This window comes from Microbispora rosea (assembly GCF_044460045.1).
GTDB classification, from domain to species: Bacteria; Actinomycetota; Actinomycetes; order Streptosporangiales; family Streptosporangiaceae; genus Microbispora; species Microbispora rosea.
In genome coordinates this window covers 481808-498575 of the sequence record NZ_JBITJO010000004.1, presented here as the reverse complement: position 1 = coordinate 498575, position 16768 = coordinate 481808, and the positions used below count along the sequence as shown (strand labels likewise).

Sequence of the window (16768 nt, the reverse complement as noted above, 5' to 3'; positions counted from 1 at the left end):
GAACCGATTCTCGTCTGAGTCGCTCCGCATTGCCAGGTCTTGTCAGCGTCGTGCCGGCGTGCTTCACTCCGCAGCCGCTCGTGCCGTCGACGTCCTGGTGTGCGGCGCACCCTCAAGGGAGCTGGCACATGGGCTCACTCGGTTTCTGGAGGCTGGCGCAGGCCGACCCGGCGTGGATCGCCGCGGTCGATCCCGACGGAACGGAGCATCCCGCGGGCGAACTGCTCGCCAGGGCCAACCGCGTGGTCCACGGCCTGCGCGAGCTGGGCCTGCGCCCCGGGGACGGCATCTGCGGCCTGCTGCCCAACGGCGCGGACGGCCTCGTGCTCTACCTCGCGGCCCTCCAGGCGGGGTGGTACTACACGCCGGTCAACTGGCACCTCACCGGGCCCGAGATCGGCTACATCGTGGCCGACAGCGAGGCCGCCGCGTTCTTCGCCCACGAGCGGTACGCCGCGGAGGCCGCCAGGGGCGCCAGGGAAGCCGGGATCGCCGCCGGCCGGTGCTTCGCGTACGGCGAGGTCGACGGCTTCCGGCCGGTGGCCGAGCTGACCGACGGCAGGCCGGACACCACGCCCCCCGGCCGTACGGCCGGGGCCACCATGCACTACACCTCGGGCACCACCGGCAGGCCGAAGGGCGTGCGGCGCGCGCTCACCGGCCTCGACCCCGACGACTCCGCCGAGCTGATGACCGGGCTGCTGCGGCTGTTCGGCGTGACGCCTGGCCGTCCGAACGCCCACCTGGTCACGTCGCCGAGCTATCACACGGCGGTCACCCAGTTCGCCGGTACGGCGCTGCACATGGGGCACACGCTCGTCTTCATGGACAAGTGGGACGCCGAGGAGACCCTGCGCCTGTGCGAACGCCACCGCGTGACGAACTCCCACATGGTGCCGACGCACTTCAAACGGCTGCTGTCGCTGCCCGAGGAGACGCGACGCTCCTACGACCTGTCGTCGCTGCGGTGGATGATCCACGCCGCCGCGCCCTGCCCGGTGCCGGTCAAGTGGCAGATGCTGGAGTGGTGGGGCGACGTGATCTACGAGTACTACGCCGCCACCGAGGGCGGCGGCACGATCGCGACTCCCGAGGACTGGAGGAAACGGCCGGGCACGGTCGGGAACGCCTGGCCGGGCAGCGAGCTGCTGATCGTGGACGACGAGCTCGCGCCGGTGCCCACGGGCACGCCCGGCACCGTCTACATGAAGATGGGCATCTCCTTCGAATACAAGGGCGACCCGGAGAAGACCGCGGCCAACCGGTTGCGCGATTACTTCACCGTCGGTGACATCGGCTACCTGGACGAGGACGGCTTCCTGTTCCTCTGCGACCGTAAGGCCGACGTGATCATCTCGGGCGGGGCCAACATCTATCCGGCCGAGATCGAAAAGGAGCTCGTGGTCCACCCGAAGGTGGCCGACGTGGCCGTGTTCGGCATCCCGGACGACGAGTGGGGCGAACGGATCATGGCCGTCGTCGAGCCCGCCCCCGGCGCCGTCCCCGGGCAGGAACTGGCCGCGGAGATCGTCCTTTCGCTGGAGGGCCGCCTGGCCCGCATGAAGTGGCCGAGCGTGATCGACTTCATCGACGAGATGCCCCGCGAGCCGAACGGCAAGCTGCTCAAACGCAAGCTCCGCGCCCCCTACTGGGAAGGCAGGGACCGTGCCATCTGATATGTCCGAGGACCTGGTCGCGACGCACGTCCTGGAGTTCCCCGGCGGTTACACCCGGACGACCGGGCCCGTCATCGGGCGGTTCCTCACCGAGCTGCGCGACCGGCGGCTGGTCGGGGTCCGTACGGCAGGGGGGCGCGTGCTGGTGCCGCCGCTGGAGTACGACCCGGACACGGGCGAGCCGGTCACCGAGGAGTACGTGGAGGTCGGACCGGCCGGGACCGTGCAGGCGTGGGCCTGGGTCGGCTCCCCGCGGCCCGGCCACCCGCTCGACCGGCCGTTCGCCTGGGCGCTCATCAGGCTCGACGGCGCCGACACCGCCCTCGTCCACGCGCTGGACGCCGGGAGCCCGAAGGCGCTGCGGCCGGGCATGCGGGTGCGCCCGCGCTGGCGGGCCGCCACCACCGGGCACATCACGGACATCGAGTGCTTCCTGCCCGAGGTCACCTCGCTCGTCGCGCCGGTGCGGGCCGAGTATCGCGTCACGCCGGGGCGGGCGCTCACCCGGTTCCTGGAGGGCGTGCGCGACGGGAGGTTCGTCGGCGGCCGGTGCGCCGAGTGCGCCGCCGTCTACGTGCCCTACCGCGAGTCGTGCCCCGCGTGCGGCTCGGTGATCGAGGAGGAGGTGGAGGTGGCCGACACCGGCACGATCACCACCTTCGCGATCAACAACCTGCCCGACCCCCGGGCCCCCGAGGTGCCGTTCGTCTCAGCGTACGTGCTGCTGGACGGCGCGGACACGCCGATGATCACGCTGATCGGCGGGGTGCCCGCGCACGAGGTGCGGCAGGGCATGCGGGTGCGGGCCGTGTGGGTGCCGCCCGAGGAGCGGACGCTGTCGATGACCAACGTGAAGTGGTTCGAACCGACCGGGGAGCCGGACGCCGACCTCGACTCCACCGGGGGCGCCCGATGAGGGACGTCGCCGTCGTCGCCTTCGCCCAGACCGTCCACACCGGCCACGACACCGGGCTGGCCGAACCGGAGCTGCTGCTGCCGGTGATCGACGAGGTCAAGCGGGCGACCGGGCTGAAGAGGTTCGGCTTCACCGTTTCCGGCTCGTGCGACTACCTGGCCGGCGCGCCGTTCTCGTTCGTCTCCGCGCTCGACGCGGTCGGCGCCTGGCCGCCCATCAGCGAAAGCCACGTCGAGATGGACGGCGCCTTCGCGCTGTATGAGGCGTGGGTGCGGCTCCAGCACGGCGACATCGACACCGCCCTGGTCTACGGCTTCGGCAAGTCCTCGATGTCGGACATCCGGGAGATCATGACGCTCCAGCTCGACCCGTACTATCTGGCGCCGCTCGGGCTCGACCAGGTGTCGTACGCCGCGCTGCAGGCCGCTGCGGTGAACGCCGACAGGGCGGCGCTGGACGAGATCGTACGGCGCAGCCGGGCGGACGGGCGGGCCAACCGGTACGCCCTCGACCTGCCGGACCCGCCGACTGGAAAGAACACAGGGGAGGAGTTCGAGGTCGAGCCGCTGCGGCCGTACGACGTCGCGCCGGTCACGGACGGGGCGGCGGCCGTGGTGCTGGCCGCCGGCGACCGCGCCCGTGAGCTGGCCGGGCGGCCCGCCTGGATCACCGGCATCGCGCACCGCGCCGAGCCCCACTATCTGGGCATGCGTGACCTGTCCCGGTCGGTGTCCGCCGCCGACGCGGGCCGGGCGGCGGGGGTGGGCAAGGGCCGGGTCGACGTGGCGGAGCTGCACACCCAGTTCAGCCACGAGGAGCCGATCCTGCGCGAGGCGCTCGGCCTGTCGGAGGACGTGACGGTCAACCCGTCCGGGGGGCCGCTCGCGGCCAACCCGGTCATGGCCACCGGCCTGATCCGGGTGGGCGAGGCGGCCCGGCGGATCCTCGACGGCTCGGCCGGCCGCACCGTGGCGCACGCCACCTCGGGGCCGTGCCTGCAGCAGAACCTCGTCGCCGTGCTCGAAGGCGCCGGGTTGGAAGGCGCAGTGCTCGAAACGTCCGCGTAGGGGAGTCGCCGTGGGAAACCGCTGTGCCGTCATCGGCGTGGGCCAGACCCGCTACCAGACCAGGCGGCGGGACGTGTCGCTGGCCGGGCTGGTCCGCGAGGCCGCCCTGCGGGCGCTGGAGGACGCCGGCCTGACGTTCGCCGACATCGACGCGGTCGTCATCGGCAAGGCCCCCGACCTGTTCGAGGGCGTGATGATGCCGGAGGCGTACCTCGCCGACGCGCTCGGCGCGGCCGGCAAGCCGGTCATGCGCGTGCACACGGCGGGCTCGGTCGGCGGCTCGACCGCGCTGGTCGGCGCGTCGCTGGTGCAGGGCGGCGTGCACGGGCGGGTGCTGGTGGTCGCCTTCGAGAAACAGTCGGAGTCGAACGCCACCTGGGCCCTGACCACGCACCTGCCCTTCAACGCCTCCCTGGTCGTGGGCGCGGGCGGCTACTTCGCACCGCACATCAGGGAGTACATGCGCAGGTCGGGCGCGCCCGATCACGTCGGCACGCTGGTCGCCGTCAAGGACCGGCGGAACGCGCTGAAGAACCCGTACGCCCACCTGCGCATTCCCGGGATCGACCGGGAGATGGTCGAGTCGACCCCGATGCTGTGGGAGCCGATCCGCTACTTGGAGACCTGCCCGTCGTCCGACGGCGCCTGCGCGATCGTGCTGGCGGCCGAGGACAAGGTGACCGGCACGCCTGCCTGGATCCACGGCACGGCGATGCGCTCGGAGCCCATCATGCTGGCGGGCCGCGACGTCGTCAGCCCGCGGGCCGGCCGCGACTGCGCCGCCGACGTCTACCGCCAGGCCGGCGTCACCGATCCGCGCCGGGAGATCGACGTCGCCGAGGTGTACGTCCCGTTCTCCTGGTATGAGCCGATGTGGCTGGAGAACCTCGGTTTCGCGGCCGAGGGGGAGGGCTGGAAGCTGACCGAGGCCGGATGCACGGCCCTCGACGGCGACACCCCGTGGAACGCCTCCGGCGGCGTTCTGTCGTCCAACCCGATCGGCGCCTCCGGCCTCATCCGCTTCGCCGAGGCGGCGCTCCAGGTGCGGGGCATGGCGGGGGAGCACCAGGTCGAGGGGGCGCGCCTCGCGCTCGGCCACGCGTACGGCGGAGGCGCCCAGTTCTTCGCGATGTGGATCGTCGGCAGCAGTAAACCCTGAGCGCGGGAGGTCCGCCGGATGGAGTTCAACCACGCCGATCTTTTCGAGGGGCTCGCCGACGCCATCGGGGACCGCGTGGCGGTGGTCTGCGGCGGCGACCGCCCGACCTACGCCGAGCTCGACGCCCGCGCCAACCGGCTCGCCCACCACCTGGCCGCGCACGGCGTCGGCTCCGGCACGCACGTCGGCATGCAGCTCTACAACGGGGTGGAGTACGTCGCGGGCCTGCTGGCGACGCTGAAGCTGCGGGCCGTGCCGGTCAACGTCAACTACCGGTACGTCGAGTCGGAACTGCTCTACCTCTACCGGGACTCCGGCGTCGAGGCCCTGCTGTTCGACGTGGAGTTCGACGACCGGGTCGCGGGAGTGGCCGCGCAGGTCCCCGGGCTGCGCCACCTCGTGGCAGTCGGCGGCCCCACCGCCGTGCGGGACGCGGTGCCGTACGAGGAGGCGCTGGCGGGGCAGCCCGAGGGCAGGGGATTTCCGCCCAGGTCAGGCGACGACGTGTACGTCATCTACACCGGCGGCACCACCGGCATGCCCAAGGGCGTGATGTGGCGGTCGGAGGACCTGTTCTACGCCTTCGGCGGCGGCAACCCGTACGGCGAGCCGCTGAAGACGCCCGAGGCCGTGATCGAGCAGGCGCGCGGCGCGGCGTCGCCGGCCGTCATGATGACGGCGGCCCCGCTGATGCACGGAGCGGCCCAGATGGGCACCTTCATCGCCTGGTGGATGGGCGGCACCATGGTGTACGTCCGCAGGTTCGACGCCGCCGCCGTGCTGCGCGCGATCGAGCGGGAGAAGGTCGTCAGCCTGAACATCACCGGCGACGCGATGGCCCGCCCGCTCGCCGAGGAGCTGGCCGCCGGGTCCTACGATCTGTCGTCGCTGTTCGTGCTCAGCTCGACCGGGGCGATCCTCAGCGGGGCCGTGCGCGCCCGGCTGGAGGAGCTGCTGCCGGGCCGGATGATCCTGGACAACTTCGGCTCGACCGAGTCCGGATACACGGCGTCGGGCGTCGAGGGCTCGTCGCCCGAGTCGGGCCTGCGCTACCGGCCCAACGCCGGCGCCGCCGTGGCCGTGCTGGACGAGACGCTGACCCCGGTCGCGCCGGGGTCGGGGCGGATCGGCACGGTGGCGAGGACCGGCAGGATCGCCTCCGGCTACCACAACGACCCGGACAAGACCGCACGCACCTTCGTGACCGACGCCCGCGGCGTGCGGTGGCTGCTCACCGGCGACCTCGCCACGGTGGAGGAGGACGGCACGATCCGCATCCTCGGCCGCGGATCCCAGTGCATCAACACCGGTGGGGAGAAGGTCTTCCCCGAGGAGGTCGAGGCGGTGCTCAAGGGGCATCCGGCCGTCTTCGACGCCGTCGTCACCGGGATCCCCGACGACCGCTGGGGGTCGCGGGTCGCGGCCGTCGTCCAGCCGTACGACGGGACGACGCCGACGGCGGACCAGCTCGACGCCCACTGCCGCACCCGGCTGTCGGGCTACAAGGTGCCGCGGACCTACGCGTTCGTGGAGGAGATCGTCCGTTCCCCTGCGGGCAAGGCCGACTATCGGTGGGCCGGTCAGGTGGCGGCCGCGGCGCGTCCGCCGGAGTAGGCGGCGGCGAGGGCGTGGAAGACCTCCTTAGGCTCCCTGCCCCCCGCCTTCGGCTCGCTCCCGCCGTCCTTCAGCAGCCGGACCACCCCGAAGGAGGCCATGTCGAGGTCGCGGCGCGGGTCCGGGTCGTACGCCGTGTTGTAGGCGGCGAAGGTGAACCAGAAGGCGCTGTCCACGCCCTCCTCCTCGAACACGGTGAGCAGTTCGCGCAGGTAACGGACCTGCTCGCCCTCGTCGCGGCGGTAGTCGCCGTCCAGCCGGGGCGGATTCGCGGTGTAGTCCACGATGGCCCACGCCATGCCGCCGCGTGCGCCTGCCCCTGTGTAGGCGCACGTGCCGAACTCGGTGACCGCCACCGGCTTGCCGTGCCGGAAGCGGGAGCGCAGCTCCTCGCGGTAGGTCGCCGCGTTGCGCTCGTCGCGGTACGCGTCCACCGCGACGATGTCGAACGGGCTCCAGTCGACGTCCTCCCACTCGCCCGAGGCGTACGTCACCCGCCCGCCGAAGACCGTGCGGACGGCCTCGGCGGTCTCCGCCAGGAAGGGGTTCAGCCGCGCGGGGATCTCGGCGAACCGGGCGTACACCTCGGCGTCCCCCGCGCCGAGCGCCGCCAGGCGGTGGAAGAAGGTCTCGCCGGGCAGGAAACCGGTGCAGAAGATGCTCAGCTCGCACCCCGTCACGAGCACCACCTCCGCGCCGTCGCGCCGCACCTCCTCGGCCCGCTCGGCGCACTCCAGGAAGAACGGCGCGAGTTCCCGCGTCGTCATCTCGCAGGGGAAGGGCGCGAACCACACTTCCAGCCCCGCGTCGGCGGCGTGCCGCGCGGCGACGCTGAGCCGTTCGGGATGTCCGCCGGTGATGCGGACGGCCGTGCAGTTCAGCTCTTCGGCGATGATCCGCATCTCCGCACGGACCGTCTCCGGGTCGAACGTCTCCCTGCTGATCCGCCCGCCCGGGAGGAAACCGGTGTCGTAGTTGATGCCCCTGCCCCTCATCACGCGTTCCTCGTCTCGTTGTTGATCATCCACATGATCGGGCCGGAGCCGAACGCGCCCGACACCACGAGCCCCACCGCGAGGGCGGCGATCAGCAGCACGTTGGACAGCCAGACCATGGTGGACACCGGCAGCGTGAACGCGCCGATCAGCCGGACCACGCAGTCGGCGAGCATCGCCGCGCCCCAGATGCCGGTGAAGCGGCGCTCGGCGCGGCGGAACCGGGCGCCGCTCACGAGCCGCTCCCAGGCGGCCTCCCGCACCGCGTTCCCCCGGGTGATGAACGCGCGCATGCCCGGGGTCATCACCGGGCGCGCGGTGAACGCCGTGAGCATCATGAACAGGCTGATCACGCCGCTCGGGGCCGAGTCCTTCGCGATCATCATGCGGGCGTCGCCGGTGACGAAGCTCAGTGCGATGCCCGCCACGTTGACCGCCAGCGTCAGCCCGGCCAGCCCGTTCAGCGTGCGGTCCCTGACGATTCCGGCGATCACCCGGACGGCCGGGATCACGCCGCTCACGGCCAGCGCGGTGACCTCGCTCGTGCCGAAGGCGCCGTGCAGGAGGTAGTAGCACGCCATCGGCGCGGCGACGTCGATCGCCAGCGGCATGAGCAAGGTGCGGAGGGCGCCCCGCTGGGGCCGTGCGGCTGTCACCGGGGCGGTCAGGGTCTCGGTCATCGGGTCCTCCAGGGCGTCTCCGTGTGCGTCAAGCGTCTCGGAAACCGGAGGAGCCGGGCAGATGCAGCGCTCCTGATTGCGGCAGTACAAATGTCCTGGGTAGCCGTCAGAGTTTCTTGGCGCCCTCGGTCGCGAGGGCGGCCACGGCGCCGAGACCGAGGTAGACGACGCCGCTGCCCCGGTCGAGCCGCCGCCGGGCGCGCGCCGAGGAGCGCAGCCGCCCGGCCAGGACCGAGGCCAGCAGGGCGTACGTGCCGTCGCTGGCCATGCCGAGCACGACCCACACGGCCCCGAGCACGAGCACCTGCGGCGCCACGGGACCGCGCGCCGGATCGACGAACTGCGGCAGGAACGCGAGGTAGAACATGGCCGTCTTCGGGTTCAGCACGTTGACCACGAACCCCTCGCCGAACAGCCGCCGGGGCGAGGCCACCTTGACCTCGGCCTCCTCCACCTCGGTCCGCCGCATGAGCTTGCGGATGCCCAGGTAGAGGAGGTAGGCCGCGCCCAGATATTTCACGACGGCGAACGCCGTGGCCGAGGCGGCGAGCAGCGCGGTGATCCCGAACGCCGCGGCGGCGATGTGGACGAGCGAACCGGTATGGACGCCGAGAACGGAGACCAGCCCCGCCGCACGGCCCTGGGCCACGCTGCGGGTGACGATGTAGAGCACGGCGGGTCCGGGAACCAGGAGCAGCGCCAGCGTGGCGGCCGCGAACAGGGCGAGCGTGGTCAGAGTCGGCATGGCTCGGATGGTAGGGACGCCGTGCCGTCCCCGGCATCTGAATTTAGAGCAGGGTCAGCACGCGCGGGCCGTCCTCGGTGATCGCGATGGTGTGCTCCATGTGGGCCGCCCGGCTGCCGTCCACGCTGTGCAGCGTCCAGCCGTCCGCCGCCGTGTGGTAGCCGTCCCGGCCTCCGGCGATGAACATCGGCTCGATGGCCAGGGCGAGGCCGTGCCGCAGGGGATAGCCCCGGCGGGGCCGCCCGTGGTTGGGCACCGACGGGTCCTCGTGCATGCGACGGCCGATGCCGTGCCCGCCGAAGTCCCTGGGCATGCCGTATCCGGCCTTCTGGGCGACCGCGCCGATCGCCGCGGAGATGTCCCCGATGCGGTTGCCCACGGTCGCGGCGGCGATGCCGGCCTCCAGCGCCCGGCGCGTCGTGTCCACGAGCTCCAGGTCGCCGGGCCGCGGCGTGCCCACGATGAACGTGACGGCGGCGTCGGCCGCCCAGCCGTCCAGCACCGCGCCGCAGTCGACGCCGACGACGTCCCCGTCGCGCAGCCGGTAGTCGGTCGGGATGCCGTGCACGATCGCGTCGTTGACGGACACGCAGATCACGGCGGGAAACGGGGTCGGCGCGAAGGGCGGCCGATAGCCGAGGAACGGGGAGCTCGCCCCGGCCTCGCGCAGCACCGCCCGCGCCGTCTCGTCCAGGTCGGTGAGCCGCACCCCGATGGCCGCGGCTTTCCGCGCGGCGTCGAGCGCGCGGGCCACCACGCGGCCCGCCTCCCGCATCGCGTCCAGCGCGGCGTCGGTCTTGATTTCCACCATGACATGCCCTCCCGGGGTGGCACCAATAACTATACCGGTATTAGTATCACGGTCATGGTGAGAGTGCCTTTGACCCCCGAAGAGCGGCAGCGGGGGGAGCGGTTCGGCGTCCTGCTCCGGCAGGCGCGCGGCGAGCGCAGCATGGTCGAGGTCGCGGCGGCGGCCGGCCTGTCGGCCGAGACGCTGCGCAAGATCGAGACCGGCCGCGCGCCGACCCCGGCCTTCTTCACCGTCGCCGCGCTCGCCGCCGCGCTGGGCCTGTCGCTGGACGAACTGGCCGCCGCCTGCGCAGAGGGTGCGCAGGCCGGCGAATTCCGCCAAGCCGGCTGACTCCTGGCGCTGAATGTTTCACCGGTCGTCGCCGGGCGGCGACCCGTGCCGGGTGGCGTCTGCCCCAGGTGAACGGCCGGCCGCCGGTCGTACGCCCGGGCCCCGGGCCGCCGCCGTGGGGGCGGTTCCTGTACAGGCCACGACGCAGACCGGACGCTGGGATCATCGCCGGCGATCGACGGCAGCCGGCCCCAGGCGGTTGGTCAGCTCACCATGGAGGTGCCGATGCGATTCCCCCACGGCCGGTTACGTCGCTCGGCCGTCCTCGCGGCCGTCGTGGCCACCGCGTGCGCGGTGACCGGGCTCGTCCCGGGCACGGCCGACGCCGCGCCGCGCGGATCGGCCGGCGTGGTGCGCCTGCTGCCGAGCGCGGTTCCCACTCCCACGCCGAGTGTGAGCGCCACGCCGAGCGTCATGGTCACGCCCGCCCAGGTGGTCGTGCCCGAAGGAGGCTCGGCGCTCATCTACGTGCGGCTCAGCGACCGGCCGTCGTACGGCTGGGTGACCGTCGACAGCCAGCGGCTGTCCGGCGACTCGGACCTGCTGATCGGCCCCCGGCTGCTCTTCCCCGCGGACCGGTACAGCGAGTGGCAGTCCCTCCTCGTCTTCGCCGAGGAGGACGACGACGCGACGGACGGCACCGCCACGTTCGAGTCCAAAATCAGTCAGCTGCCGGGCAGCGGTGTCGCCGAGTGGAGCGCCACGGAGCTGGACAACGACGCGCCCACGCCGAGTCCCAGCTGAGCCCCGTCAGAAGTAGCGCGAGCCGAGGTCGCCGGCGGGCCAGGAGCGCACCTTCCCGATCTGCGCGTTGAACAGGTCGGCGAGCAGGTCGAAGTCGGGGGACCCGCTCTCCTCCCGCCGGTTGAACAGGGCGGCGTAGGTCACGCCGTTCTGCAGGCGCGCGATGTAGGTGTAGGTGCCGGGCTGTGAGCCGTCGTGCCAGGTGTTGACGTGCCCGGTCACCTGGCGCACCCACAGGCCGGCGCCATACCAGGAGCCGTACTGGTTCGCGCCGGTCTCGGGCTTGGCGAGCATCCTGCCGATGGAGGTCGAGTTGAGCACCGCGTTCGGCGCGTCGAGCACCTTCGCCAGGCGCACCAAATCGACCGCGGAGGCGATCCAGCCGCCGTTGGGGCCCTGACAGGCCATGCTGAACCCGCCCCCGTACGGCGCGGGCAGGACCTGGCCGGACTGGTCAAGGATCGACTTGCCCGTGTACCGCGACTCGTAGACGACTTCGCCGGAGGCGGCCTGCGACCGGAGCGTACGGCCCAGCCGCGGCCGGGTGATGCCGAGGGGCGCCAGGACCTTCTGCCTGACGTAGGCCTCGTAGCCCATGCCGGAGACCTTCTCGATGATCCGGCCCAGCAGCAGGTAGCCGTAGTTGCTGTAGGCGAACTTGGCGCCGGGGGCGAAGTCGAGCGGCCGGGCGCTCGCGTACTTGACGATGTGGTCCTGGGTGATCGGCAGCGGCACCCCGAGCGCCTTGGCGATGGCGGCGTCCATGTGCAGGTAGTCGCCGGAGACGTCCCGGTCCCAGCCCCCGGTGTGCTGCAGCAGCCGCCACACGGTCACCTCCGCCAGCCGGGAGTCGGCCGAGGTGGACAGGCCGAGAAGCCGCGCGGCCGACGCGGTCAGGCTGAGCTTGCCCTCCTGGGCGAGCCGCATGATCGCGATGGCGGTGATGTGCTTGCTCAGGCTCGCGATGCGGAACAGCGACGTGGGCGACACGGCGGGAACGGCATGGCTGCCGTCGGAGTATCGGTAGCCTCTCGCGAACACCAGCCTGCCGCCCTTGGAAACGGCGAGCTGTCCGCAGGTGATCCCTCGCTCTTTGATGTAGGTCTTCATCAGCGTGTCGAACCCGCCGAGCGAGGCGGGTGCCACCCCTGTCGCCTCCACCACGGGCGGGGGGAGCAGCCTCGAACCGAACGCGAGGGCGGGCACCGCGATGGCGCCCATCTGAAGGAGGTTCCTCCTGCTCAGACCTCCCTGATCCCCCGAGGCGGACGCGAACGGCGACATTTTCTGCATGTCCAATTTCTAGTGGATCAACGCCGACGACGCCGGCATATCACGCATCTTCCTGGGGGAGGAGGGCCGCGACCAGGGCGGCGACGGCGGGCGGGTCGGGCGGCTCGCCGTACGTCGCGGCGTAGACCCGGCGGTCCGACCCCGGCAGCTCGGACACCCGCACGCCGGGGTGCCGGTGGGCCGACAGGGCGAGCCGGGGGAGGAGCGCCGTGCCCAGCCCGGCCGCGACCATGGCCTGCACGGCCACGTAGTCGTCCGTGGTGAAGGAGACGCGCGGCGCGAAGCCCGCCTCTGCGCACAGCGCGAGCAGATGCGCGCGGCACCGCTCGCACCCCGCGATCCACGGCCCGTCCGCGTACGCCGCCAGGTCTCCCGCGTCGCCGTACGCCGCGGGGGTGACGAGGAGGCCCGGGTCGTCGAGCAGGTGGACCAGGCGCACGCCGTCGTCCTCGGGAGCGGCCTCGCCATAGCGGAAGACCACGGCGACATCCACCCGGCCCGCCCGCAGCAGGAGCAGCGCCTCGGGCGGCTCGGCCTCCATCAGCCGCAGGTCAAGCCCCGGATGGTCCTGCGCGAGCCGGGCGGCGGCGGCCGGGACGAACGTGCCGAGTGCGGAGGGGAACGCCGCCAGCCGCACGCGTCCGGCGCGCAGCCCGACGTGCGCGGCGAGCTCCGCGGACGCCGCGTCGAGGCGGCCGAGGATCTCCGCGCCCCGCTCGGCGAGCAGGCGGCCCGCCTCGGTGAGGCGGATGCCGCGTCCCACGCGCTGCACCAGCTTCGCGCCCGTCTCCGCCTCCAGCCGGGCGAGGTGGTGGCTCACCGACGGCTGCGAGTAGTGCAGCTCGCGCGCCGCGGCGGTCACCGTGCCGGTCCTGGCCACGGCCACGAGGACCCGCAGTCGTACGACGTCGAGCGGCATTCATCGATCCCGTCTATGGGTTCGCCTGAGAACTTCAGTTGGACCTATTGTCCCCTGGGCGGCCAGGCTGGGGGCCATGACCGACATCCGCGACATCCTGGACGCCCGGCGGCTCATCGCCCCGCACCTGCCCGAGACTCCCCTGTGGTCCTATCCCGTGCTCGACGCGGCGGTGGGCGCCGAGGTCCACGTCAAGCACGAGAACGTCCAGCCCACGGGGGCGTTCAAGGTGCGCGGCGGCATCGCGCTGCTGGCGCGCATGGCCGACCGCAGTCGCGGGGTGGTGACCTACTCGACCGGCAACCACGCCCAGTCCGTCGCGTACGCCTCCCGCCTGTACGGCGTGCCGTGCGCCGTCCTGATGCCGGAGAACCCGAATCCCGCCAAGGTCGCGGCGGTCGAGGCGCTGGGGGCGACCGTCGAGATCCGGGGCGCGACGATGGTGGAGGCCGCCGGGCACGCACGCGACCTCGCCGAGCGCACGGGACGCAGGCTGATCAGCCCCGCCGACGAGCCGGACATCCTCGCCGGGGTGGGCACGCTCTACGTCGAGTTGTTCACCGCCCGGCCGGATCTGGAGGCGGTGTTCGTGCCGGTGGGCAGCGGCAGCGGGGCCGCCGCCGCGTGCCTCGCCGCCGCCGCGCTCGCACCGGGCTGCCGGGTGATCGCCGTCCAGTCGGCCCAGGCTCCGGCCGCGCACGACTCCTGGCGGTTGCGCGAACCGGTGACCCGGCCCGTCAAGACCGTCGTGGAGGGGCTCGCCACCGGTTCCGCCTTCGCGCTTCCGCAGGCCGTGATGCGGGACGGTCTGGCCGACTTCGTGCTGGTGGACGACGACGACATCCTGCGGGCCCAGCGCCTGCTGCTCACCGAGGCCCACACCCTGGCCGAGGGGGCGGGGGCGGCGGCGCTCGCCGGGCTGCTGGCCAGGCGCGAGGAGTTCGCCGGGCGCACGGTGGCCGTGGTGTGCACGGGCGGCAACGCCGGCCCGGCCGAACTCGCCCGCCTCCTCGCCTCGGCCGTTTGAACGAGCGCGAGCAGACGACGGCCGCCTCCCCGGGCCGAGCGGGGAACTCAGGGGCCGACGTCGTCGCGGGTGGCCTTCTCGACCTCGTGCAGGCTCTGCCGGGTCAGTTCGAGCTCCGAGGTCAGCTCGTCGAGCGCGCGGGCGCCGCCGCCCGCGTCGTCGGAGGCCGCCGTCATGGCGGAGATCTCGACGGCCCGCGCGACCAGGCCCTCGAGGCTGATGGCGCCCGACTGCAGCCGGGCCAGCACCCGCTCGCGCGTGCCCGACAACCTGTCGTACACCTCGCGCTGCGCGTCGAGGGCGGCGATCGACCGGTCGAGTTCGCCCACGACCTCCTGCCGGGCCGTCTGCCGCGCCTGCGCGAGCCGTACGCGCTCCTGCTCCAGGAACCGCGGGTCGAAGCGGGCCAGCGCCGAGCCGGTGACGGAGGCGTGCCCGGCCAGCCGGCGCAGCGTGCCGACGGTGTCGTCCACCTGCGGGCGCATCGCCGCGATCCGGTCGAGCAGGAGCTGCCCGCGCATCGAGGCGGTCAGGTCGGCGAACGACGCGGCGGCTCGCTCCGCCCGCCGCAGCCACGCCTCCTCCGCGCTCCCCTTCGTGACCGGCGGGGCCTGCGGCTCCGTACGGCTCTCGCCCCCGGTGGACTGCCACGCGGAGGCGAACGCCTTGATGAGCCAGACCGCGATCCCGGCGACGGGCACCCCCACGGGAGGGACGCCGACCGCCCAGGCCGCGCCCGCGGCGGTGGCGCCCATGAGCAGCGCCCAGGGGTCGCGGAGTTCCTCGGTGAAGCGGGACAAGGGGGCTCCCGATCAGAAGTTGGAGATGACGGCGGTGAACACCTCGTCGATGCTTCCGGGCTTGCGCGAATCGTAGGCCGCCGCGTCCGTGGCCTGCGAGATGCGCCGCAGGACGTCGAGGTCGGCGTCGCCGCCGTACGCGATGGTGAACATCCGCACGGTCTCCTGCCCTGCCTCCTTGCGCAGGTCGGGCAGCAGGTTGTCGAGCGAGATGGAGTTGTTGTCCTCGTTCTTGCCGTCCGTCAGGAACACGACCGCGTTGATCGCGTCGCCGCTCTGCCGCTCCATCACGTACCGGTAGGACGCGAGGGCCGTGTCGTACAACCCCGTGCCGCCGCTGGGGATCAGGCCGTTGATGCGGCTCTTGAGCCGCGACTGGTTGTTCCTGCTCAGGGGGACGAGCTCGCGGTAGTCCTTGTCGCCGTCCTGTTTGAGGCTGAACAGCCACAGGCCGACCCGGTCGTTGGGCCCGAACTGCGGCAGCGCGTTGATCGCGGCCTGCTTGGCCAGGTCGAGCTTCGTCTTGCCGGTGCCGGCCACGTCGGCGCCCATCGACCCCGACACGTCCATCACCATCAGCACGTTGGCGGGCTTGCGCAGCTCGGCCCAGCTCTTGAGGATCCGGTCCAGCACCTGCGGCACCGGGGTGGCCAGCGTGGTCGCCGGCTGCTTGGGGTCGAGGCCGTTGGCGGTCGTGATGAGGTCGCCCGGCTTGCTGTCGAAGGACCGGAAGGCGTACTTCTCGAACTCCCGCTGCTGCTCGGGCGCCCGCAGGTACTTCAGGAAGTCCGCCGCCGCGGCCTTCTTCGCGGCGTCCGCCCAGGACAGCACGGCGTACGGGTGGTCGGAGAAGAGCGTGCCCTCCTTGGGATAGATCGCCACCAGCGGGACCTTCGGCTTGGCGTGGTCGCCGAGCGTCTTGGGATCGCCCGTCGGGTTGCCCTGGTTGTAGTCCCACACCGACTTCTCCTCCACCGTCACAGCGGAGATGTACGACATGGCCGTCCCCGAGTCGTCGGCGTGCTGGAGGTTGGACAGGAAGGTGAGCGTCGTGTCGCCGTAGTGGACGATGGACCGCTCGACCCCCCTCACGAAGTCACGGGTCCTCGCCGCGGTGACGTCGCGCTCCGTGAGGTCGCCCGACAGCCCGGTGGCCGCGAAGTACGCCCCGACGGTGGCGTTGAGGCCGGAAGTCGAGAAGTTGGGGTTCGTCTTGCCGAGACGGAACTTGCCCCACTCCGGGTGGTCGTACTTCGCCCAGCCCCCGGGGTCGTTGGCGAGGTCCAGGATCTCCGACCAGCCGATCTTCTTGGACGGCCAGCCGAGCGCCTGGGCCATCGGCTTGGGCATCGCGATGACCAGCGGAGACGTGGCGATCGTCGGGTTGTCGGCGGCCACCGGCGACGCCTGGTCGCCGCCCTCGACGCGCTGCCGCAGGAGGGTGACCCAGCCGGTGCTCGCCGGCGTCCAGACGTCAGGCTTCGGGCCGTCCTGGCGCTCGTCCCAGCCGCGCGCCAGGGCCTGCATAGCCCCGCCCGAGGCCTTGGAGTTCACGACCACGTCCACGCACTGCCCGTCCACCTTGTGGCCGTTGTAGTCGTTGGCCATCGTGCGCAGAAGTTCGGCCTTCTCGCTCGACGCGGCGATGGTCAGCGTGATCCCGTCGTCGCCGCAGGCGCGCCTGCTCGCGTTGCCGCCGTTCTCGTCACCGGCGTCCCCGCCGCCCGAGGCTCCGCCGAACAGCAGCTTCAGCCCGACGATGAGCGCTCCCGCGAAGATGACCGCGATGACGAACGGAGCCACGCTGCGGCGGCGCTTCTGCTGCGGTGGGGGGTACACGGTCTCCTCCATTGTCACGGGATACCAGCATCTATCCCGACGAATGGCGGATCACGTTAGTTGCCGATCATCTCGTCCTGCTAACACCCCAGCTCCGTTTCCCACGCTCATCACGGAACGTGGTAATTCTCGGTAATGACGCGAACACGTTGA

The 16768-nt window shown here is 72.1% G+C and carries 16 protein-coding genes; 8 read left to right on the top strand and 8 right to left on the bottom strand.

Annotated elements, in window-relative coordinates; genetic code table 11:
* Window positions 1-128 precede the first annotated feature (128 nt).
* The 5 genes from ACIBK1_RS19585 to ACIBK1_RS19565 are packed head-to-tail and all read left to right on the top strand — an operon-like array spanning window position 129 to window position 6432.
* On the top strand, window positions 129-1676 hold the full coding sequence (locus tag ACIBK1_RS19585) for an acyl-CoA synthetase (protein ID WP_396736628.1): 1548 nt from the start codon (window positions 129-131) through the stop codon (window positions 1674-1676).
* Between the two features lies 1 nt (window position 1677).
* Window positions 1678-2592 carry a Zn-ribbon domain-containing OB-fold protein gene (locus ACIBK1_RS19580; protein ID WP_396737257.1) on the top strand — a complete coding sequence of 305 codons (915 nt, stop codon included), beginning with the start codon at window positions 1678-1680 and terminating at the stop codon, window positions 2590-2592.
* Window positions 2589-3659: a lipid-transfer protein gene (locus ACIBK1_RS19575; RefSeq protein WP_030509236.1), complete on the top strand. Its 1071-nt coding sequence runs from the start codon at window positions 2589-2591 to the stop codon at window positions 3657-3659. The genes ACIBK1_RS19580 and ACIBK1_RS19575 overlap by 4 nt, the downstream gene beginning before the upstream one ends.
* A 10-nt stretch (window positions 3660-3669) precedes the next feature.
* Complete coding sequence (locus ACIBK1_RS19570; protein ID WP_030509235.1) at window positions 3670-4818, top strand: thiolase domain-containing protein; 1149 nt, start codon at window positions 3670-3672, stop codon at window positions 4816-4818.
* An 18-nt stretch (window positions 4819-4836) separates the two neighbouring features.
* Window positions 4837-6432 carry an acyl-CoA synthetase gene (locus ACIBK1_RS19565; protein ID WP_396736624.1) on the top strand — a complete coding sequence of 532 codons (1596 nt, stop codon included), beginning with the start codon at window positions 4837-4839 and terminating at the stop codon, window positions 6430-6432.
* On the opposite strand, the gene ACIBK1_RS19560 is transcribed toward ACIBK1_RS19565, so the two are convergent.
* The 4 genes from ACIBK1_RS19560 to map form a co-directional block, all read right to left on the bottom strand.
* Entirely contained in the window at window positions 6399-7427 is a 1029-nt protein-coding gene (locus ACIBK1_RS19560) for a hypothetical protein (protein WP_357320151.1), read from the bottom strand. The genes ACIBK1_RS19565 and ACIBK1_RS19560 overlap by 34 nt on opposite strands.
* Window positions 7427-8107: a VC0807 family protein gene (locus ACIBK1_RS19555; RefSeq protein ID WP_396736621.1), complete on the bottom strand. Its 681-nt coding sequence runs from the start codon at window positions 8105-8107 to the stop codon at window positions 7427-7429. Before ACIBK1_RS19555 ends, ACIBK1_RS19560 begins: the two co-directional genes overlap by 1 nt.
* Before the next feature lie 106 nt (window positions 8108-8213).
* On the bottom strand, window positions 8214-8852 hold the full coding sequence (locus ACIBK1_RS19550; RefSeq protein ID WP_030509231.1) for a LysE family translocator: 639 nt from the start codon (window positions 8850-8852) through the stop codon (window positions 8214-8216).
* Between the two features lie 43 nt (window positions 8853-8895).
* Window positions 8896-9663: a type I methionyl aminopeptidase gene (gene map / locus ACIBK1_RS19545; RefSeq protein ID WP_030509230.1), complete on the bottom strand. Its 768-nt coding sequence runs from the start codon at window positions 9661-9663 to the stop codon at window positions 8896-8898.
* Between the two features lie 54 nt (window positions 9664-9717).
* On the opposite strand from map, the gene ACIBK1_RS19540 reads away from it, so the two are divergent.
* Together ACIBK1_RS19540 and ACIBK1_RS19535 are read left to right on the top strand one after the other, a co-directional pair.
* Window positions 9718-9993 (top strand): helix-turn-helix domain-containing protein, encoded by a 276-nt coding sequence (locus ACIBK1_RS19540; RefSeq protein ID WP_030509229.1) that lies wholly within the window; start codon window positions 9718-9720, stop codon window positions 9991-9993.
* Window positions 9994-10218: 225 nt separating this feature from the next.
* Window positions 10219-10737, top strand: a complete 519-nt coding sequence (locus tag ACIBK1_RS19535) for a hypothetical protein (protein ID WP_156080989.1) — start codon at window positions 10219-10221, stop codon at window positions 10735-10737.
* Between the two features lie 6 nt (window positions 10738-10743).
* Here ACIBK1_RS19535 and ACIBK1_RS19530 read toward each other — a convergent pair whose 3' ends face one another.
* Window positions 10744-11958: a serine hydrolase domain-containing protein gene (locus tag ACIBK1_RS19530; protein ID WP_396736617.1), complete on the bottom strand. Its 1215-nt coding sequence runs from the start codon at window positions 11956-11958 to the stop codon at window positions 10744-10746.
* Between the two features lie 112 nt (window positions 11959-12070).
* Window positions 12071-12949, bottom strand: coding sequence for a LysR family transcriptional regulator (locus tag ACIBK1_RS19525; protein WP_396736614.1), 879 nt, complete (start codon window positions 12947-12949; stop codon window positions 12071-12073).
* Window positions 12950-13025: 76 nt separating this feature from the next.
* Here ACIBK1_RS19525 and ACIBK1_RS19520 point away from each other — a divergent pair, with 76 nt between their 5' ends.
* A complete protein-coding gene (locus ACIBK1_RS19520; RefSeq protein ID WP_396736611.1) occupies window positions 13026-13976 on the top strand; it encodes a threonine/serine dehydratase in 951 nt (316 codons plus the stop codon).
* A 47-nt stretch (window positions 13977-14023) separates the two neighbouring features.
* Here ACIBK1_RS19520 and ACIBK1_RS19515 read toward each other — a convergent pair whose 3' ends face one another.
* Both ACIBK1_RS19515 and ACIBK1_RS19510 read right to left on the bottom strand, forming a co-directional pair.
* A complete protein-coding gene (locus ACIBK1_RS19515; RefSeq protein WP_357323554.1) occupies window positions 14024-14776 on the bottom strand; it encodes a hypothetical protein in 753 nt (250 codons plus the stop codon).
* A gap of 12 nt (window positions 14777-14788) precedes the next feature.
* Window positions 14789-16615 carry an extracellular solute-binding protein gene (locus ACIBK1_RS19510; protein WP_396723818.1) on the bottom strand — a complete coding sequence of 609 codons (1827 nt, stop codon included), beginning with the start codon at window positions 16613-16615 and terminating at the stop codon, window positions 14789-14791.
* Window positions 16616-16768 lie beyond the last annotated feature (153 nt).